This window comes from Escherichia sp. F1 (assembly GCF_046764225.1).
Lineage (GTDB): Bacteria > Pseudomonadota > Gammaproteobacteria > Enterobacterales > Enterobacteriaceae > Escherichia > Escherichia coli.
Map to the genome: position 1 here is coordinate 1919501 of NZ_CP177202.1, position 19243 is coordinate 1938743.

Annotated in this window: 21 protein-coding genes, 2 tRNA genes and 1 pseudogene; 20 read left to right on the forward strand and 4 right to left on the reverse strand. The window is 49.1% G+C overall.

All coding sequences use genetic code 11. The features are described from left to right. Positions 1 to 117 precede the first annotated feature (117 nt). From yefM to tsuB, 8 genes are all read left to right on the forward strand, one after another. On the forward strand, positions 118 to 369 hold the full coding sequence (gene yefM, locus ACK8NJ_RS09180; RefSeq protein WP_137487675.1) for a YoeB-YefM toxin-antitoxin system antitoxin YefM: 252 nt from the start codon (positions 118 to 120) through the stop codon (positions 367 to 369). After that, positions 366 to 620, forward strand: a complete 255-nt coding sequence (gene yoeB / locus ACK8NJ_RS09185; RefSeq protein WP_112005156.1) for a type II toxin-antitoxin system mRNA interferase toxin YoeB — start codon at positions 366 to 368, stop codon at positions 618 to 620. The genes yefM and yoeB overlap by 4 nt, the downstream gene beginning before the upstream one ends. Before the next feature lie 82 nt (positions 621 to 702). After that, complete coding sequence (locus ACK8NJ_RS09190; RefSeq protein ID WP_000754737.1) at positions 703 to 1527, forward strand: SDR family oxidoreductase; 825 nt, start codon at positions 703 to 705, stop codon at positions 1525 to 1527. A gap of 45 nt (positions 1528 to 1572) precedes the next feature. Then, the gene (locus ACK8NJ_RS09195) at positions 1573 to 2502 is read left to right on the forward strand and encodes a LysR substrate-binding domain-containing protein (RefSeq protein WP_000803351.1); all 930 of its coding nucleotides are present in this window, start codon (positions 1573 to 1575) and stop codon (positions 2500 to 2502) included. Between the two features lie 214 nt (positions 2503 to 2716). Further along, on the forward strand, positions 2717 to 2779 hold the full coding sequence (yoeI, locus tag ACK8NJ_RS09200; RefSeq protein ID WP_097415165.1) for a membrane protein YoeI: 63 nt from the start codon (positions 2717 to 2719) through the stop codon (positions 2777 to 2779). Then, entirely contained in the window at positions 2769 to 4127 is a 1359-nt protein-coding gene (gene plaP, locus ACK8NJ_RS09205) for a putrescine/proton symporter PlaP (RefSeq protein ID WP_000019197.1), read from the forward strand. The genes yoeI and plaP overlap by 11 nt, the downstream gene beginning before the upstream one ends. A gap of 178 nt (positions 4128 to 4305) precedes the next feature. After that, positions 4306 to 5364, forward strand: a complete 1059-nt coding sequence (gene tsuA, locus ACK8NJ_RS09210) for a thiosulfate utilization transporter TsuA/YeeE (RefSeq protein WP_000492321.1) — start codon at positions 4306 to 4308, stop codon at positions 5362 to 5364. A 13-nt stretch (positions 5365 to 5377) separates the two neighbouring features. Further along, entirely contained in the window at positions 5378 to 5605 is a 228-nt protein-coding gene (tsuB, locus tag ACK8NJ_RS09215; protein WP_000985273.1) for a thiosulfate utilization sulfurtransferase TsuB/YeeD, read from the forward strand. Between the two features lie 42 nt (positions 5606 to 5647). Here tsuB and sbcB read toward each other — a convergent pair whose 3' ends face one another. After that, positions 5648 to 7075, reverse strand: coding sequence for an exodeoxyribonuclease I (gene sbcB, locus ACK8NJ_RS09220; RefSeq protein WP_137487674.1), 1428 nt, complete (start codon positions 7073 to 7075; stop codon positions 5648 to 5650). Between the two features lie 208 nt (positions 7076 to 7283). On the opposite strand from sbcB, the gene dacD reads away from it, so the two are divergent. From dacD to ACK8NJ_RS09240, 4 genes are all read left to right on the forward strand, one after another. Further along, on the forward strand, positions 7284 to 8450 hold the full coding sequence (gene dacD / locus ACK8NJ_RS09225) for a serine-type D-Ala-D-Ala carboxypeptidase DacD (RefSeq protein ID WP_096252396.1): 1167 nt from the start codon (positions 7284 to 7286) through the stop codon (positions 8448 to 8450). A 118-nt stretch (positions 8451 to 8568) separates the two neighbouring features. Next, positions 8569 to 9042: a DNA gyrase inhibitor SbmC gene (sbmC, locus tag ACK8NJ_RS09230; RefSeq protein ID WP_001105393.1), complete on the forward strand. Its 474-nt coding sequence runs from the start codon at positions 8569 to 8571 to the stop codon at positions 9040 to 9042. A gap of 197 nt (positions 9043 to 9239) precedes the next feature. Next, positions 9240 to 10298, forward strand: coding sequence for an FUSC family protein (locus tag ACK8NJ_RS09235; protein ID WP_001200891.1), 1059 nt, complete (start codon positions 9240 to 9242; stop codon positions 10296 to 10298). Positions 10299 to 10469: 171 nt separating this feature from the next. Next, the gene (locus ACK8NJ_RS09240) at positions 10470 to 10799 is read left to right on the forward strand and encodes a DUF496 family protein (protein ID WP_000450409.1); all 330 of its coding nucleotides are present in this window, start codon (positions 10470 to 10472) and stop codon (positions 10797 to 10799) included. Between the two features lie 100 nt (positions 10800 to 10899). On the opposite strand, the pseudogene ACK8NJ_RS09245 reads toward ACK8NJ_RS09240, so the two are convergent. After that, a pseudogene (locus ACK8NJ_RS09245) lies at positions 10900 to 11196 on the reverse strand (EutP/PduV family microcompartment system protein); the annotation flags it as partial. A gap of 2 nt (positions 11197 to 11198) precedes the next feature. Here ACK8NJ_RS09245 and ACK8NJ_RS09250 point away from each other — a divergent pair. From ACK8NJ_RS09250 to ldtA, 5 genes are all read left to right on the forward strand, one after another. Continuing rightward, on the forward strand, positions 11199 to 11534 hold the full coding sequence (locus tag ACK8NJ_RS09250) for a hypothetical protein (protein ID WP_064226604.1): 336 nt from the start codon (positions 11199 to 11201) through the stop codon (positions 11532 to 11534). A gap of 132 nt (positions 11535 to 11666) precedes the next feature. Then, on the forward strand, positions 11667 to 12212 hold the full coding sequence (gene cobU / locus ACK8NJ_RS09255) for a bifunctional adenosylcobinamide kinase/adenosylcobinamide-phosphate guanylyltransferase (RefSeq protein ID WP_000973152.1): 546 nt from the start codon (positions 11667 to 11669) through the stop codon (positions 12210 to 12212). Then, positions 12209 to 12952 (forward strand): adenosylcobinamide-GDP ribazoletransferase, encoded by a 744-nt coding sequence (gene cobS / locus ACK8NJ_RS09260; RefSeq protein ID WP_137487673.1) that lies wholly within the window; start codon positions 12209 to 12211, stop codon positions 12950 to 12952. Before cobU ends, cobS begins: the two co-directional genes overlap by 4 nt. A gap of 11 nt (positions 12953 to 12963) precedes the next feature. Continuing rightward, a complete protein-coding gene (gene cobT / locus ACK8NJ_RS09265; RefSeq protein WP_411962377.1) occupies positions 12964 to 14043 on the forward strand; it encodes a nicotinate-nucleotide--dimethylbenzimidazole phosphoribosyltransferase in 1080 nt (359 codons plus the stop codon). Between the two features lie 61 nt (positions 14044 to 14104). Further along, positions 14105 to 15040 carry a L,D-transpeptidase gene (ldtA, locus tag ACK8NJ_RS09270; RefSeq protein WP_137487672.1) on the forward strand — a complete coding sequence of 312 codons (936 nt, stop codon included), beginning with the start codon at positions 14105 to 14107 and terminating at the stop codon, positions 15038 to 15040. 55 nt (positions 15041 to 15095) lie between these two features. On the opposite strand, the gene ACK8NJ_RS09275 is transcribed toward ldtA, so the two are convergent. Beyond that, positions 15096 to 15171 (reverse strand) — tRNA-Asn (locus tag ACK8NJ_RS09275). Between the two features lie 325 nt (positions 15172 to 15496). Here ACK8NJ_RS09275 and nac point away from each other — a divergent pair. Together nac and cbl are read left to right on the forward strand one after the other, a co-directional pair. Next, positions 15497 to 16414 carry a nitrogen assimilation transcriptional regulator NAC gene (gene nac / locus ACK8NJ_RS09280; protein ID WP_032171481.1) on the forward strand — a complete coding sequence of 306 codons (918 nt, stop codon included), beginning with the start codon at positions 15497 to 15499 and terminating at the stop codon, positions 16412 to 16414. A gap of 101 nt (positions 16415 to 16515) precedes the next feature. Beyond that, positions 16516 to 17466: an HTH-type transcriptional regulator Cbl gene (gene cbl / locus ACK8NJ_RS09285; protein WP_001600085.1), complete on the forward strand. Its 951-nt coding sequence runs from the start codon at positions 16516 to 16518 to the stop codon at positions 17464 to 17466. A 37-nt stretch (positions 17467 to 17503) separates the two neighbouring features. Here the strand turns inward: cbl and ACK8NJ_RS09290 are convergent. Further along, a tRNA-Asn gene (locus tag ACK8NJ_RS09290) sits at positions 17504 to 17579 on the reverse strand. A 160-nt stretch (positions 17580 to 17739) separates the two neighbouring features. On the opposite strand from ACK8NJ_RS09290, the gene yeeO reads away from it, so the two are divergent. Then, positions 17740 to 19227, forward strand: coding sequence for a toxic metabolite efflux MATE transporter YeeO (yeeO, locus tag ACK8NJ_RS09295; RefSeq protein ID WP_001323172.1), 1488 nt, complete (start codon positions 17740 to 17742; stop codon positions 19225 to 19227). Positions 19228 to 19243 lie beyond the last annotated feature (16 nt).

The window sequence follows — 19243 nt, forward strand, 5'->3', positions numbered from 1 at the left end:
AATAGCGAAGCCTGTATTTTTCGACTCACTGACAATATCTTGATCTACAAACTAATTAATAAATAGTTAATTAACGCCCATCATTGCACAATGAACTGTACAAAAGAGGAGATTGACATGCGTACAATTAGCTACATCGAAGCGCGTCAGAATTTGTCGGTAACAATGATGAAAGCCGTTGAAGATCATGCGCCGATCCTTATTACTCGTCAGAATGGAGAGGCTTGTGTTCTGATGTCCCTCGAAGAATACAACTCGTTGGAAGAGACGGCTTATCTACTGCGTTCCCCCGCTAACGCCCGGAGATTGATGGACTCAATCGATAGCCTGAAATCAGGCAAAGGAACGGAAAAGGACATTATTGAGTGAAACTAATCTGGTCTGAGGAGTCATGGGATGATTATCTGTACTGGCAGGAAACAGATAAGCGAATTGTTAAAAAGATCAATGAACTTATCAAAGATACCCGCAGAACACCATTTGAAGGTAAGGGGAAGCCAGAACCCCTGAAACATAATTTGTCAGGTTTCTGGTCCCGACGCACTACAGAGGAGCACCGTCTGGTATACGCGGTTACTGATGATTCACTGCTCATTGCAGCATGTCGTTATCATTATTGAACAGATTCATTCATAGAATGAATTGTCAGTTTTGATACGCTAGCGTAGCCTTATAGATCTAAGGTGTATCAGGAGATAACGGATGAAAAAGGTCGCAATTGTCGGGTTAGGGTGGTTAGGCATGCCGCTGGCGATGTCACTTTCAGCGCGAGGCTGGCAAGTCACCGGGAGTAAAACCACACAAGATGGTGTCGAAGCGGCCCGAATGAGTGGCATTGACAGCTATCTGCTTCGCATGGAGCCTGAGTTAGTTTGCGATTCTGACGATCTGGATGCCCTGATGGATGCCGATGCGCTGGTCATTACGCTTCCGGCACGTCGTAGCGGCCCCGGCGATGAGTTCTATTTACAAGCGGTACAAGAGTTAGTGGATAGCGCGCTGGCCCATCGTATTCCCCGAATTATTTTTACCAGCTCAACGTCTGTCTATGGCGACGCGCAAGGCACGGTGAAAGAAACCACCCCGCGTAATCCGGTGACCAACAGTGGACGAGTATTAGAAGAACTCGAAGACTGGCTGCACAATTTACCCGGTACTTCGGTCGATATTCTGCGTCTTGCGGGCCTGGTCGGACCGGGACGTCATCCCGGACGCTTCTTTGCCGGAAAAACCGCGCCTGATGGTGAACATGGTGTTAATTTAGTCCATTTAGAAGATGTTATTGGCGCTATCACTCTGTTGTTACAGGCACCTAAAGGCGGACACATCTATAATATATGTGCGCCAGCTCACCCTGCGCGTAATGTTTTCTATCCGCAGATGGCCCGTTTACTGGGGCTGGAACCTCCGCAGTTCAGAAATAGTCTGGACAGCGGCAAAGGTAAGATTATTGATGGCAGTCGGATTTGTAATGAACTGGGGTTTGAATACCAGTATCCCGATCCGCTGGTAATGCCGCTGGAGTAAACGATCACGCCAGCAGGACGCCGCATGCACTGCAAGGGGGCGTGTATGAAACCACTGCTGGATGTGTTGATGATCCTCGATGCCTTAGAAAAAGAGGGCAGTTTTGCGGCGGCGTCGGCTAAACTCTACAAGACGCCGTCCGCTCTGAGTTATACCGTTCACAAGCTGGAAAGCGACCTTAATATTCAATTGCTTGATCGTAGCGGTCACCGCGCTAAATTCACCCGTACCGGAAAAATGTTATTAGAGAAGGGGCGGGAAGTTCTGCATACCGTGCGAGAACTGGAAAAGCAGGCGATCAAACTGCATGAAGGCTGGGAAAACGAGCTGGTGATTGGCGTGGACGACACGTTTCCTTTTTCTCTGCTTGCGCCACTCATTGAAGCTTTTTATCAACATCATAGCGTGACGCGCCTGAAGTTTATCAATGGCGTACTCGGTGGTTCATGGGATGCCCTGACTCAGGGGCGAGCGGATATTATTGTTGGCGCGATGCATGAGCCACCATCTTCCAGTGAGTTTGGTTTCTCACGGTTGGGCGATCTGGAACAAGTCTTTGCGGTAGCGCCTCATCATCCGTTAGCCCTGGAAGAAGAACCGTTAAACCGTCGTATCATTAAGCGATATCGGGCGATTGTGGTGGGGGACACTGCGCAGGCCGGCGCTTCTACGGCCTCACAACTTCTCGACGAACAAGAAGCCATTACCGTTTTCGATTTTAAAACCAAGCTGGAGCTGCAAATTAGCGGCCTCGGCTGCGGCTATTTACCCCGTTATCTGGCGCAACGTTTTCTCGATAGTGGCGCGTTAATCGAGAAGAAAGTGGTCGCCCAAACTCTCTTTGAACCCGTCTGGATTGGCTGGAATGAACAGACCGCAGGGCTTGCCAGCGGCTGGTGGCGGGATGAAATTTTAGCAAATAGTGCGATCGCCGGTGTTTATGCAAAATCTGATGACGGAAAATCAGCCATTTAAAGAAAAATTATTATGACAAGCCTCTCATTCTCTTGTCATTTCCCCCTCATTTAGGCACAATGCGCCGCTGTCAAAAAATGACTAAAAACCGACGTTTAATTAGCGTCGGTTATTTTTTGCTTCAAACCAATCATTCATACCAAGAGGCCGGGCTTCGTACCGGATAGATATTTACTAAAAATCGACAGTTGTTGTCGCTGAGGAATCCAAAAAAATGGGGCAATTTTTTGCTTACGCGACGGTTATCATCGTAAAGGAGAATGACCATGTCGCATAACGTTACTCCAAACACCTCTCGCGTGGAATTGCGTAAAACGCTTACGTTAGTTCCGGTTGTAATGATGGGTCTAGCCTATATGCAGCCGATGACGCTGTTTGATACTTTTGGTATCGTTTCAGGCCTCACGGATGGTCATGTGCCGACAGCCTATGCGTTCGCATTGATTGCGATCCTGTTTACGGCTCTGAGCTACGGGAAGCTGGTTCGCCGCTATCCTTCTGCTGGCTCTGCATACACTTACGCCCAGAAATCCATTAGCCCGACTGTCGGCTTTATGGTGGGTTGGTCTTCTCTGCTCGACTATCTGTTCGCGCCGATGATCAACATTCTGCTGGCGAAAATCTATTTTGAAGCTCTGGTGCCTTCCATCCCATCGTGGATGTTTGTGGTGGCGCTGGTGGCCTTTATGACCGCCTTTAACCTGCGTAGTCTGAAATCCGTAGCGAACTTCAACACTGTAATCGTCGTGTTGCAGGTAGTGCTGATCGCGGTGATTCTGGGCATGGTTGTTTATGGCGTATTTGAAGGTGAAGGCGCTGGTACGCTGGCGAGCACTCGTCCGTTCTGGTCTGGCGATGCGCATGTTATCCCGATGATTACCGGGGCGACAATCCTGTGTTTCTCCTTTACCGGCTTTGACGGCATCAGCAACCTGTCGGAAGAAACCAAAGATGCAGAGCGCGTGATCCCGCGTGCGATTTTCCTGACCGCGCTGATTGGCGGCATGATCTTCATCTTTGCAACTTACTTCCTGCAGCTGTACTTCCCGGATATCTCTCGCTTTAAAGATCCGGATGCGTCACAGCCTGAAATCATGCTGTACGTTGCGGGTAAAGCGTTCCAGGTTGGCGCGCTGATCTTCTCCACCATTACCGTACTGGCGTCCGGTATGGCGGCGCACGCAGGCGTAGCGCGTCTGATGTACGTAATGGGTCGTGACGGCGTATTCCCGAAAAGCTTCTTCGGTTATGTACACCCGAAATGGCGTACTCCGGCAATGAACATCATCCTGGTTGGCGCGATTGCCTTGCTGGCAATCAACTTCGACCTGGTAATGGCTACGGCGCTGATTAACTTTGGTGCGTTGGTGGCGTTCACCTTCGTTAACCTGTCGGTCATCTCGCAGTTCTGGATCCGTGAGAAGCGTAACAAGACGCTGAAAGATCACTTCCAGTATCTGTTCCTGCCGATGTGTGGTGCGCTGACCGTTGGTGCGCTGTGGGTTAACCTGGAAGAAAGCTCAATGGTTCTGGGTCTGATCTGGGCTGCTATCGGTCTGATTTACCTGGCTTGCGTCACCAAGAGCTTCCGTAATCCGGTTCCGCAGTACGAAGACGTAGCATAATCATCTTTTCTAATAATAAACCGGAGTCGAATGAACATTTGGCTCCGGTTTTTTTATTCTTTTTTATCGAAATCCTCATTAATAACCATTTGTTCTAATTTAGAGAATTTGGTTATTGGTCTGCATTCCACCAGTCATGAATAATTTCCCCATTAACATTCATCTGGTTAATTAATTTATGTTTTCAATGATATTAAGCGGGCTAATTTGTGGTGCTCTGCTGGGATTTGTCATGCAGCGTGGGCGTTTTTGCCTGACTGGTGGTTTTCGCGATATGTATATCGCGAAAAATAATCGCATGTTTTACGCCTTGCTGATTGCAATTTCGGTACAAAGCGTGGGGGTTTTTGCGTTAATTCAGGCGGGCCTACTGACTTACGAAGCCGGGGCGTTCCCGTGGCTTGGTACTGTTATAGGTGGGTATCTTTTCGGGCTGGGAATTGTTCTGGCGGGTGGATGTGCCACCGGGACCTGGTATCGCGCGGGTGAGGGATTGATCGGCAGTTGGATCGCGCTTTTCACTTATATGGTGATGAGTGCGGTGATGCGTTCTCCACATGCCAGTGGTTTAAATCAAACCTTGCAGCACTACAGTACTGAACATAACTCTATTGCTGAGACTTTTAATTTGTCTGTGTGGCCGTTGGTTACCGTTTTGCTGGTGATAACGCTCTGGGTGGTGATGAAAGAGTTGAAGAAGCCAAAACTCAAAGTCGCGACCTTACCGCCGCGCCGAACCGGGATCGCTCATATTCTGTTTGAAAAACGCTGGCATCCCTTTGTCACTGCTGTACTCATCGGTTTGATTGCGCTTTTAGCCTGGCCCCTGAGTGAAGCAACCGGACGCATGTTTGGGTTAGGAATCACTTCCCCAACGGCCAATATTCTGCAATTTCTGGTCGCGGGTGACGTGAAATACATTAACTGGGGCGTTTTCCTGGTGTTAGGGATCTTCGTGGGGTCATTTATTGCCGCCAAAGCGAGCCGTGAGTTCCGCGTTCGCGCAGCTGATGCACAAACAACATTACGTAGCGGGTTAGGTGGTGTACTGATGGGCTTCGGTGCCAGTATTGCAGGTGGTTGCTCTATCGGTAATGGACTGGTTATGACTGCAATGATGACCTGGCAGGGCTGGATTGGCCTTGTATTTATGATTCTCGGAGTCTGGACTGCGTCCTGGCTTGTGTATGTTCGACCGCAGCGTAAGGCGCGACTGGCAACTGCTGCGGCAAATTAAGTAAGGTGTAAAGATGGCGATTAAAAAGCTGGATGTGGTGACGCAGGTCTGTCCGTTTCCACTCATAGAAGCAAAAGCAGCACTGGCAGAAATGGCCAGCGGCGATGAGTTGGTAATTGAGTTTGATTGCACCCAGGCAACTGAAGCAATCCCACAGTGGGCGGCAGAAGAAGGACATGCCATCACCGATTATCAGCAGATTGGCGATGCAGCGTGGAGCATCACCGTTCAAAAAGCCTGATTCAACATTGTCCTCCGCCGTACCAGCGGCGGAGGCTTCAAATTAGACGATCTCTTCCGCGTACTGCCAAAGTGCTTTTAACAGCGCCACTTTCTCTTTGTCATCGGCATATTGTTGTACCAGCATCTGCAATTCATCAGCATAACCCTGCAAAAACTCTGGCGTGAAGACCTGGCGGCGGTGCTCCAGCCAGCGTTGCTGCTCGGCATAATCCAGCGTCCCCGGGAAGTTGCGTGCCCGATAATTGAACAACAGTTTTTCAATTCGTTTATCAACAAAAGTGATATCCAGTGCCGGTAAATTACGCGGCTCGGTTTCCAGCACAATTTTCATTGCTGCGCGATCGGCGTCACTGAAAAAGCCATTATAAAGCTGTGCATCCACGTTATCTGAAGGCGTAAACGGTTCGGCTTCCGCGAATATCGCCACCACTTTTTCACGCACTTGCGGATTTTCACGCAGAATTTTTAGGTTATCGAGGCAATGCTGACGATTAATTCCCAGTCGGTCGGCATCTTCCGGGCGTAGCGTATTCGCCTGGGCCAGCACCGGACATTTATTGATATGCACCAGTTTAACCGGAACGGCGGCGTTATCGCCAAGATCGGCTTTTGCGGTATATAGACGCCCGCGCAATGTGTCGCTATCCAGTTCCAGTAATGGCGAAATATCTCCTGCCAAATCCACCATAATTACGGCATTGCGATTTTCAGGATGCCACGCCAGCGGTGCCACCCAGCTGGTATTGCCGCGCCATGCCCCAAACATTCCGGAAACGTGAACCAGGGGTTTCATCTGCGGAACATCAATCAACGCCATCAGTTTGTGTTTATTACGATGGGTAAAGAGATAATCAAACAGGCGTGGCTGACGCGTTTTTACCAGCTTTGCCATCGCAATAGTGGCGTACACATCAGCCATCGCATCGTGGGCGTTGCTATGTTCAATACCATTCGCTTTGGTTAAATGCTCAAGGCGAAAGCTCGGTAGACCGTCATCATTTTCAGGCCAGTTTATTCCTTCCGGGCGCAGGGCATAGCAGGCACGCATAACATCCAGTAAATCCCAGCGCGAGTTATCATGCTGCCAGCTCCAGGCGTAAGGATCGTAGAAATTACGATAAAAAACGTTGCGTGTGACTTCGTCGTCGAAACGCACATTGTTGTAGCCCAGAATACAGGTCTTCGGTACGGTAAAAAGCGAGTGAATACGGGCGGCAAACGCAGCTTCGTTTTCTCCTTTCGCCCGTGCTTCCTGCGGGGTAATACCGGTAATTAATACGGCTCCTGGCTGGGGTAAATAGTCATCCGCGGGCTTGCAGTAAAAGACTTCGGGTTCGCCGATGACATTGAATTCGCTATCGGTGCGAATGGCTGCGAACTGTGCAGGGCGATCTAACGCGGGGTGCGTGCCAAAGGTTTCGTAATCGTGAAACAAAAAGGTAGATTGTTGCTTACCGTCATTCATCATTAGGTTAAATCCGTTATTTCTGCTGTCTGCCAGAGTATCAAATATCACCGTGCTAATCAGCTTTAGCGCGACAATTTGACAGCGAGTGGCAACAGATCATGTCAGATAAAAATGCGAGGGTAGTCACATTTTCTTGCACTTTATTCCAGCCAGTTCATAAGTATTTCCGTAAAAAGAACAGCTATTTGAAACTCCTGAGGGTTTGCTGTTGAAACGCCGTCTTATTATTGCTGCTTCTTTGTTCGTTTTTAACTTATCGTCTGGTTTTGCGGCGGAAAACATTCCTTTTTCACCTCAGCCTCCAGAGATTCATGCCGGGTCCTGGGTATTGATGGATTACACCACCGGTCAGATTCTCACCGCGGGTAATGAGCATCAACAGCGCAATCCCGCCAGCCTGACAAAGCTGATGACGGGCTATGTCGTGGATCGCGCTATCGATAGTCATCGCATTACGCCAGACGATATTGTCACCGTGGGGCGCGATGCGTGGGCGAAAGATAATCCGGTGTTTGTCGGTTCTTCACTGATGTTTTTGAAAGAGGGCGATCGCGTATCGGTACGTGATTTAAGCCGTGGTTTAATTGTGGATTCCGGAAATGACGCTTGTGTTGCTCTAGCTGACTATATTGCCGGTGGGCAACGGCAGTTTGTTGAAATGATGAACAACTATGCCGAGAAGCTGCATCTCAAGGATACGCATTTTGAAACAGTGCATGGTCTGGATGCACCTGGCCAGCATAGCTCGGCTTATGATTTAGCCGTGCTTTCTCGCGCTATCATCCACGGCGAGCCCGAGTTTTATCATATGTACAGTGAGAAAAGCCTCACCTGGAACGGTATCACCCAGCAAAACCGTAACGGGTTATTGTGGGATAAGACCATGAATGTTGACGGCCTGAAAACGGGTCATACTTCTGGTGCCGGGTTTAATCTTATTGCTTCGGCTGTGGATGGGCAGCGTCGTCTCATTGCAGTGATAATGGGTGCTGACAGCGCAAAAGGTCGTGAGGAAGAGGCAAGAAAATTACTGCGTTGGGGGCAACAAAACTTTACTACGGTGCAAATTTTGCACCGTGGGAAAAAGGTTGGTACGGAACGCATCTGGTATGGCGATAAAGAAAATATCGACCTGGGAACGGAACAAGAGTTCTGGATGGTGCTACCGAAAGCCGAAATTCCACATATCAAAGCCAAATATACCCTTGATGGTAAAGAGCTCACCGCGCCAATTAGCGCCCATCAGCGGGTAGGGGAAATTGAACTTTACGACCGTGATAAACAGGTGGCGCACTGGCCGCTGGTTACCCTGGAATCTGTCGGGGAAGGCAGCATGTTTTCTCGCCTGAGTGATTATTTCCACCATAAGGCCTGACCTTTCTTTTGCAGCAGACTGGCAGGAGTGCGAGTCTGCTCGCATAATCAACACTCATTCCTTGTGGTTTTAATATTGCAACTATACTGTATATAAAAACAGTAATAATGGAGGCGTCATGAACTACGAGATTAAGCAGGAAGATAAACGTACCGTTGCAGGTTTCCATCTCGTTGGCCCGTGGGAACAGACGGTAAAGAAAGGTTTTGAGCAGTTGATGATGTGGGTAGATAGCAAAAATATTGTGCCGAAGGAGTGGGTTGCTGTCTATTACGACAATCCGGATGAAACACCCGCCGAAAAATTACGCTGCGACACCGTCGTGACGGTACCGAATAACTTTACGCTCCCCGAAAACAGTGAGGGCGTCATTCTGACAGAAATTTCAGGTGGTCAATATGCGGTGGCGGTGGCTCGTGTAGTCGGTGATGATTTTGCTAAACCCTGGTATCAGTTCTTTAATAGCCTCTTGCAGGACAGTGCTTATGAAATGTTACCAAAGCCCTGCTTCGAGGTTTACTTGAACAATGGCGCGGAAGATGGGTACTGGGATATCGAAATGTATGTTGCGGTGCAGCCAAAACATCACTAATTCATCTCAGGGCGGTGTGTTGACGCGAAGACCACTCTTTTTTTGAAAGCGAAAAGAGTAAGATGCGCCTTTCAATTTTTTCGCTCCTGCCGGGAAATTACACTGTTCCCGGTTTGTCCGTCGGATAATTCAGAGGCGCGCCTTCTGGCCGACAGATGAGTTATGAGCGCTTTTAATCTTCATTACGGAGTTTCTGCGTGCGTGCCGATAAGTCATTAAGCCCGTTTGAAATCCGGGTATACCGCCATTACCGCATTGTGCATGGTACTCGGGTCGCGCTGGCATTCCTGCTCACTTTTCTCATTATCCGCCTGTTTACTATCCCGGAAAGCACCTGGCCGCTGGTCACCATGGTGGTGATTATGGGGCCAATCTCGTTCTGGGGGAACGTTGTCCCTCGTGCCTTCGAACGTATTGGCGGTACGGTGTTGGGGTCGATTTTAGGTCTTATCGCTCTGCAACTGGAGTTAATCTCGTTACCGCTGATGTTAGTCTGGTGCGCGGCGGCCATGTTCCTTTGCGGTTGGCTGGCGCTGGGCAAGAAACCGTATCAAGGTTTATTGATTGGGGTGACGCTGGCAATTGTTGTGGGTTCCCCGACAGGTGAAATTGATACGGCGTTATGGCGAAGCGGCGATGTGATCCTCGGCTCTTTACTGGCAATGTTGTTTACCGGTATCTGGCCACAACGGGCGTTCATCCACTGGCGCATTCAACTGGCAAAAAGTCTGACCGAGTATAATCGGGTCTATCAATCTGCATTTTCACCGAACTTACTCGAACGCCCGCGTCTGGAAAGCCATCTACAAAAACTCCTGACCGATGCCGTGAAAATGCGTGGGCTGATTGCGCCCGCCAGCAAAGAAACTCGTATTCCAAAATCGATATATGAAGGTATCCAGACCATTAACCGCAATCTGGTTTGTATGCTGGAGTTGCAAATCAATGCATACTGGGCCACGCGCCCCAGCCATTTCGTGTTATTGAACGCGCAAAAACTTCGTGATACCCAGCACATGATGCAGCAAATACTGCTGAGCCTTGTTCATGCGCTGTACGAAGGTAATCCGCAGCCGGTTTTTGCCAATACGGAAAAATTGAACGATGCTGTGGAAGAGCTGCGTCAGTTGCTGAATAACCACCATGACCTGAAGGTTGTGGAAACACCAATCTATGGTTATGTGTGGCTGAACATGGAAACGGCACATCAGCTTGAGTTGCTATCGAATCTGATTTGCCGGGCCTTGCGCAAATAATTCCTGAACTTCAGAATCATCTTGCTGCTGCTTCGATTCAGCAAGGATAAAGGGTATGATAGTGAAAAGGGATAAAAGCATTGTCATCTGCGGCAGCTATGAGTAATGTTGGCCCTAACGAATAGCGGTTGCTTAAACGAATCCGACTCTCACATTATCAGGGGTATAAAAATGGAAACTACCAAGCCTTCATTCCAGGACGTACTGGAATTTGTTCGTCTGTTCCGTCGTAAGAACAAACTGCAACGTGAAATTCAGGACGTTGAGAAAAAGATCCGTGACAACCAGAAGCGCGTCCTGCTGCTGGACAACCTGAGCGATTACATCAAGCCGGGGATGAGCGTTGAAGCAATCCAGGGCATCATCGCCAGCATGAAAGGTGACTATGAAGATCGTGTTGACGATTACATCATCAAAAATGCCGAGCTCTCCAAAGAACGCCGCGATATCTCCAAAAAGCTGAAAGCTATGGGCGAAATGAAAAACGGCGAAGCGAAGTAATTCCTGTTTTATTCAATGAGGGTTGCCCGGCAACCCTCATTGCTCATTGATTCTTTTCTGTGTATCACCGTCATCATTCCCATCTGAGAACCTGTCGAAATTAGCGACAGAATTCTTCTGTATGCAGCAAGGCAAAAAGTTCTGCAACTCCATTGTTATTAACCGCACTGGTTACTAACACGTTGTGCGCTCCAGCTTCCCGTAACCAACATTTCACCAAAGATATTTGTTCCATGCTGGCTAAATCTGCTTTGGTTACTACTCCAATGACCGGGCGATTCATTGACGAGGTAAAGCCTGGCGAAAAAGGGGACCACGGTGCGTCCGCATTAAGCACCAGGGCGATAATGTCCGCTTCGCAGGCGCTGACCAACAGAGCACTGTAGAGGCTGCGGTTTTATCGGTGAGGACTGGCAGCAAGATTTCCAGCCTCTTGACGGTGGGCCTGTGCAATCGTTATCAGATGCGTATAGCGATTATTCAGTGCTGCTATTGATAGCAGCTGAAAGCGAGATATCCGTACCAGAATGGCTCCCTCATTCTGAGGGAACGACGGTAATTGTGATTGCAGAACACAATGCCCGTTTGCTGACTGGTCCGGCTGGTGGGGCTGTGGCATTGATCCATTATCTGAATGAAATCTGTCATGCCAGAGAAACCGCTGTCAATGACGCATTTTGTCGGACGTTAACACGAGGAAGTCTGGCTATTCCGCAATGCCATCTTCTTTCGTAATGGATTGAGAATGCTGGATTTTTAATTGTATTACGCGCAGTATTAATCGCGTAAATGTTTTGCGGTCAGCAACGGTGGGGATCCATTGTTCTGTTCAATGAATACCATCATACAATTGAATCAGGAGTCGGTATGATGATTTTGGTGACGGGGGGCGCACGGAGCGGGAAGAGTCGCCACGCAGAGGCGCTTATTGGGGACTCTTCACAGGTTCTGTATATCGCCACCTCTCAAATCCTTGATGATGAGATGGCTGCACGGATAGAACATCATCGGAAAGGCCGCCCGGCGCACTGGCGCACGGTGGAGCGCTGGCAACATCTTGATGAATTAATTCATGCAGACATTAACCCGCATGAAGCTGTGTTGCTGGAATGCGTTACCACAATGGTGACTAATCTGTTGTTTGATTATGGCGGAGATAAAGACCCTGATGAATGGGATTATCAGGCGATGGAACAGGCGATTAATGCTGAGATTCAGTTGTTGATTGCTGCCTGCCAACGTTGCCCCGCGAAGATTGTATTAGTGACTAACGAAGTGGGAATGGGGATTGTGCCGGAGAGTCGTTTGGCACGACATTTTCGTGATATTGCCGGGCGGGTAAATCAGCAGCTGGCCGCTGCGGCAAATGAAGTGTGGCTGGTGGTTTCGGGTATTGGAGTAAAAATCAAATGAGTAAATTATTTTGGGCGATGCTCTCTTTTATTACGCGTCTGCCTGTGCCGCGTCGCTGGTCCCAGGGACTGGATTTCGAGCATTATTCTCGCGGTATTATTACTTTTCCTTTAATTGGATTATTGCTTGGCGCGATTAGCGGGCTGGTCTTCATGGTGCTGCAGGCATGGTGTGGCGTACCACTGGCGGCACTGTTTAGCGTACTTGTGCTGGCGCTTATGACCGGGGGATTCCACCTGGACGGCCTCGCCGATACTTGTGATGGCGTATTTTCTGCACGTAGCCGCGATCGCATGTTGGAAATCATGCGTGATAGCCGTTTAGGTACCCACGGCGGTCTGGCATTGATTTTTGTTGTACTGGCAAAGATTTTGGTGTTAAGCGAGTTGGCTTTGCGTGGCGAACCGATCATTGCATCGCTGGCGGCAGCATGCGCGGTCAGCCGCGGGACTGCCGCATTATTGATGTATCGTCATCGTTATGCCCGGGAAGAAGGGCTTGGCAATGTGTTCATTGGCAAAATTGATGGGCGACAAACCTGCGTCACACTCGGTTTAGCCGCTATTTTTGCTGCTGTATTATTGCCAGGTATGCATGGTGTGGCTGCTATGGTGGTGACGATGGTGGCGATTTTCATCCTCGGTCAGCTTCTCAAACGTACGCTGGGCGGGCAAACCGGCGATACGCTGGGAGCAGCCATAGAGCTTGGTGAACTGGTCTTCCTGCTGGCACTGTTATAAAGAGACGTGACATGCAAACACTTGCCGATTTACTGAATACGATCCCTGCCATCGATCCTGCCGCTATGTCGCGTGCACAACGGCATATCGACGGGTTACTCAAACCTGTTGGTAGCCTGGGAAGGCTGGAGGCGCTTGCCATACAACTGGCGGGAATGCCGGGGTTGAATGGCATACCGCATGTGGGCAAAAAAGCGGTACTGGTTATGTGTGCCGATCACGGCGTCTGGGAGGAAGGGGTCGCTATTTCCCCAAAAGAAGTGACAGCCATTCAGGCTGAAAATATGACCCGCGGAACAACCGGCGTGTGTGTGCTGGCAGCACAAGCGGGCGCTAACGTCCACGTAATTGATGTTGGTATTGATACTGCTGAGCCTATCCCCGGGCTTATCAACATGCGTGTCGCACGAGGTAGCGGCAATATTGCTTCAGCTCCGGCAATGAGTCGCCGTCAGGCTGAAAAGTTGCTTTTGGACGTCATATGTTATACGCGGGAGCTGGCAAAAAACGGTGTCACGCTGTTTGGTGTAGGTGAACTGGGGATGGCAAACACGACACCGGCAGCGGCAATAGTCAGCACAATCACTGGCCGGGATCCTGAAGAAGTGGTTGGGATTGGCGCAAACCTGCCGACAGATAAACTGGTTAATAAAATTGATGTTGTGCGACGGGCGATTATGTTGAATCAACCAAATCCGCAGGATGGCGTTGATGTCCTTGCAAAAGTGGGTGGATTTGATTTGGTCGGAATGGCTGGCGTGATGTTAGGCGCTGCGTCCTGCGGTTTACCCGTGTTGCTGGATGGATTTCTTTCTTATGCTGCTGCGCTCGCAGCCTCCCAGATGTCTCCTGCAATCAAACCGTATCTCATTCCTTCTCACCTGTCGGCAGAAAAAGGGGCGCGTATAGCGCTGTCGCATTTGGGGCTGGAGCCTTATCTCAATATGGAGATGCGTTTAGGTGAGGGGAGTGGCGCAGCTCTGGCGATGCCCATCATCGAAGCTGCTTGTGCGATATACAACAACATGGGCGAACTTGCTGCCAGTAATATTGTTCTACCGGGGAATACGACTTCTGATTTGAACAGTTAAAAACGAAAAGTCTGATAAAAGCTATACTTAACCGATAGCTTTCGCGACTTAGGAAAGGGACATGATGCGTCGTGTAAATATTTTTTGCTCATTTGCTCTACTTTTTGCCAGCCATAATAGCCTGGCGGTAACTTATCCATTACCTCCAGAGGGTAGCCGTTTAGTGGGACAATCGCTTACTGTAACTATTCCTGATCACAATACCCAGCCGCTGGAGACTTTTGCCGCACAATACGGGCAAGGGTTAAGTAACATGCTGGAAGCGAATCCGGGCGCTGATGTCTTCTTACCGAAGTCAGGCTCGCAACTCACCATTCCGCAGCAACTGATTTTGCCCGCCACTGTTCGTAAAGGGATTGTGGTTAACGTCGCTGAGATGCGTCTTTATTACTACCCACCAGACAGTAATACAGTGGAAGTCTTTCCTATTGGTATCGGCCAGGCAGGGCGAGAAACCCCGCGTAACTGGGTGACTACCGTTGAACGTAAACAAGAAGCACCAACCTGGACGCCAACGCCGAACACCCGGCGCGAATATGCGAAACGAGGGGAGAGTTTGCCCGCATTTGTTCCTGCGGGGCCCGATAATCCCATGGGGCTGTACGCGATTTATATTGGCAGGTTGTATGCCATCCACGGTACCAATGCCAATTTTGGTATTGGGCTCCGGGTAAGTCAGGGCTGTATTCGTCTGCGCAATGACGATATCAAATATCTGTTTGATAATGTTCCTGTAGGTACTCGTGTGCAAATTATTGATCAGCCAGTGAAATACACAACGGAACCGGATGGTTCAAAGTGGCTGGAAGTTCATGAGCCGCTGTCGCGCAATCGTGCTGAATATGAGTCTGACCGAAAAGTGCCATTGCCGGTAACCCCATCTTTGCGGGCGTTTATCAACGGGCAAGAAGTTGATGTGAATCGCGCAAATGCTGCGTTGCAACGTCGATCGGGAATGCCTGTGCAAATTAGTTCTGGTTCAAGACAGATGTTTTAAGAGCGTTGGTAATTAGAAAGCAAAAAGCCTGCTAGAAAGCAGGCTTTTTTGAATTTGGCTCCTCTGACTGGACTCGAACCAGTGACATACGGATTAACAGTCCGCCGTTCTACCGACTGAACTACAGAGGAATCGTGTGAACGGGGCGCATATTAATGGCAGTGCATGGTGATGTCAAAGGGTGAAATGCATTTTTTTGTTTGTTTGCTGTCAATTTCAACAAAGTGGTGAGCTTTCAATCTTATTGAGTAATGAACCATCGTGGTGCATACCCTCCTTTTATAGGGCAGGGAACGCGACAGCTGATAAAAAGAGCCAATGACGAACCTATCATAATCTCTTATTTGACAGTTGCTTAGCTTGTACATCAACGTCAAAATAAAACTGGCAAGCATCTTGCAATCTGGTTGTAAGTAATGGCGGCACTTGGGCCGATTCTTAAAAACCGGAGGCAACATGAACTTCAGACGCCTGAAATACTTCGTAAAAATTGTAGATATTGGTAGCCTGACCCAGGCTGCTGAAGTATTGCATATCGCACAACCAGCGCTCAGTCAGCAGGTTGCCACACTGGAAGGTGAGTTAAATCAACAACTTTTGATTCGCACAAAACGGGGCGTTACGCCAACTGACGCCGGAAAAATTCTCTATACCCATGCGCGGGCCATTTTACGTCAGTGTGAGCAGGCCCAACTGGCGGTGCATAACGTTGGTCAGGCATTATCGGGGCAAGTCTCGATTGGCTTTGCGCCAGGAACCGCTGCGTCATCCATCACCATGCCCTTATTACAGGCGGTTCGCGCTGAATTCCCGGAGGTCGTTATTTATCTTCATGAAAATAGCGGTGCAGTACTTAACGAAAAACTGATAAATCACCAACTCGATATGGCGGTGATTTATGAGCATTCCCCTGTGGCTGGTGTATCCAGCCAGGCTTTACTGAAAGAAGATCTTTTCCTGGTAGGAACTCAAGATTGCCCGGGGCAAAGCGTTGATGTTAATGCTATTGCGCAAATGAACCTCTTTCTCCCCAGTGATTACAGTGCTATTAGACTTCGTGTTGATGAGGCTTTTTCCCTACGGCGACTCACGGCAAAAGTCATTGGTGAAATTGAGTCTATTGCCACGCTTACCGCAGCGATTGCTAGCGGCATGGGCGCTGCAGTATTACCCGAATCGGCCGCGCGTTCGTTATGTGGCGCAGTAAATGGTTGGATGTCACGCATTACCACTCCTTCCATGAGTCTCTCTTTGTCATTAAATTTACCCGCCAGAGCGAACTTATCGCCACAGGCACAGGCAGTGAAAGAGTTGTTAATGTCAGTGATGAGTTCTCCAGTGATGGAAAAAAGGCAGTGGCAATTGGTGAGCTAAGCGTTATATCGGGATGGAATAAGATGCGGGTTTTTATTATTTGTTATGCCGGGCATTAGACTTTAACAATAACGGGATATCTGAACTGCCCGGAGTTTACCGTGAATTTCCAACAACTAAAGATAATCCGCGAGGCTGCACGTCAGGATTACAACCTGACAGAGGTTGCGAATATGCTTTTCACCTCACAGTCCGGCGTCAGCCGTCATATTCGGGAACTGGAGGATGAACTTGGCATCGAAATATTTGTTCGACGAGGTAAGCGACTGCTGGGCATGACTGAACCGGGCAAAGCATTACTGGTCATTGCAGAACGCATTCTTAATGAAGCCAGTAATGTTCGTCGGCTTGCAGACCTGTTTACCAACGATACGTCTGGCGTTCTCACTATTGCAACGACGCATACTCAGGCACGTTATAGCTTGCCTGAGGTCATTAAAGCTTTTCGCGAACTTTTCCCGGAGGTTCGGCTGGAGCTAATCCAGGGTACGCCACAGGAAATTGCGACGTTGTTGCAAAATGGCGAAGCTGATATTGGTATCGCCAGCGAGCGTTTGAGTAATGACCCGCAGCTCGTCGCCTTCCCGTGGTTTCGTTGGCACCATAGTTTGCTTGTTCCACTCGATCATCCCTTGACGCAAATTACACCGTTGACGCTGGAATCAATAGTGAAGTGGCCGTTAATCACTTACCGACAGGGGATTACGGGGCGCTCACGTATTGATGACGCATTTGCCCGCAAAGGTTTGCTGGCAGATATTGTATTAAGTGCGCAGGATTCTGATGTCATTAAAACCTATGTTGCTCTTGGGCTGGGGATTGGATTAGTTGCCGAACAATCCAGCGGCGAACAAGAGGAAGAGAATTTAATCCGTCTGGATACGCGGCATCTTTTCGATGCCAATACTGTATGGTTGGGACTGAAGCGAGGGCAACTTCAACGTAACTATGTCTGGCGCTTTCTGGAACTTTGTAATGCAGGACTGTCAGTTGAGGATATCAAGCGCCAGGTGATGGAGAACAGTGAAGAGGAAATTGATTATCAGATATAGCAAAAAGCCCGCTATAAAAGCGGGCTTTTCAGAAATTTGGCTCCTCTGACTGGACTCGAACCAGTGACATACGGATTAACAGTCCGCCGTTCTACCGACTGAACTACAGAGGAATCGCTGTTGAGGCACATCTTAACGGCGAAAAATCTTTTGTCAAACCCGATTTTTAAATTTCCCAACTGTTTGCCGTTTCTATCAACAGTTTGTTGCATTTGCAGACAATTTGTTGGCGAAAATCTTTGCAGCTTTGCTGATTCTCCCTCATTATTTGAAATGTGGTTTCACTTTCTGCAATTAAGGTCGGCTTTGAATATCTCCTCTGCTTTACGCCAGGTTGTTCACGGCACTCGCTGGCACGCCAAACGCAAGAGTTACAAAGTGTTGTTCTGGCGCGAGATAACCCCGCTTGCTGTTCCTATCTTCATGGAGAACGCCTGTGTCCTGTTGATGGGGGTCCTGAGCACTTTTCTGGTCAGCTGGCTGGGAAAAGATGCGATGGCCGGCGTGGGATTGGCGGACAGCTTCAATATGGTCATTATGGCATTTTTTGCGGCTATCGATCTTGGTACCACTGTCGTTGTGGCATTTAGTCTCGGTAAGCGGGATCGACGACGAGCGAGGGTGGCGACGCGGCAGTCATTGGTGATCATGACGTTGTTTGCCGTGCTGTTGGCAACGCTTATTCATCATTTTGGCGAACAAATTATTGATTTCGTTGCGGGTGATGCCACGACAGAAGTTAAAGCACTGGCGTTGACTTATCTGGAGCTGACGGTACTCAGTTATCCAGCAGCTGCCATCACTTTGATTGGTAGCGGGGCACTTCGTGGTGCAGGGAATACGAAAATACCGCTACTGATTAACGGTAGCCTGAATATTCTTAATATTATTATTAGCGGCATATTGATTTACGGCCTTTTCTCCTGGCCGGGACTGGGATTTGTCGGGGCTGGGTTGGGGTTAACCATTTCTCGTTATATTGGCGCAGTGGCAATTTTGTGGGTGCTGGCGATTGGTTTTAATCCTGCGCTAAGGATTTCGTTAAAGAGCTATTTTAAACCGCTGAATTTTAGCATTATCTGGGAAGTCATGGGGATTGGTATTCCAGCAAGTGTCGAATCAGTATTATTTACCAGTGGTCGGTTATTAACCCAAATGTTCGTTGCCGGGATGGGGACCAGTGTTATTGCCGGAAATTTTATCGCGTTTTCAATTGCGGCTCTTATCAACTTACCCGGAAGTGCGCTCGGCTCTGCTTCTACGATCATTACAGGCCGAAGGTTGGGAGTAGGGCAGATAGCGCAAGCAGAGATTCAGTTGCGGCATGTGTTCTGGCTGTCCACTCTTGGATTAACGGCCATCGCCTGGCTAACGGCTCCCTTTGCCGGGGTTATGGCATCGTTTTACACCCAGGATCCACAGGTTAAACATGTCGTTGTGATTCTGATTTGGCTAAATGCTTTATTTATGCCTATTTGGTCTGCCTCATGGGTGCTACCCGCTGGATTTAAGGGTGCTCGCGATGCACGTTACGCCATGTGGGTTTCTATGTTGAGCATGTGGGGTTGCCGGGTTGTAGTCGGTTATGTGCTGGGAATCATGCTTGGCTGGGGTGTGGTTGGTGTCTGGATGGGAATGTTTGCCGACTGGGCTGTGCGGGCCGTGCTGTTTTACTGGCGAATGGTTACTGGACGTTGGCTGTGGAAATATCCTCGACCTGAGCCGCAAAAGTGTGAAAAAAAGCCAGTTGTGTCGGAATAAACGACAAAGTGCAGAT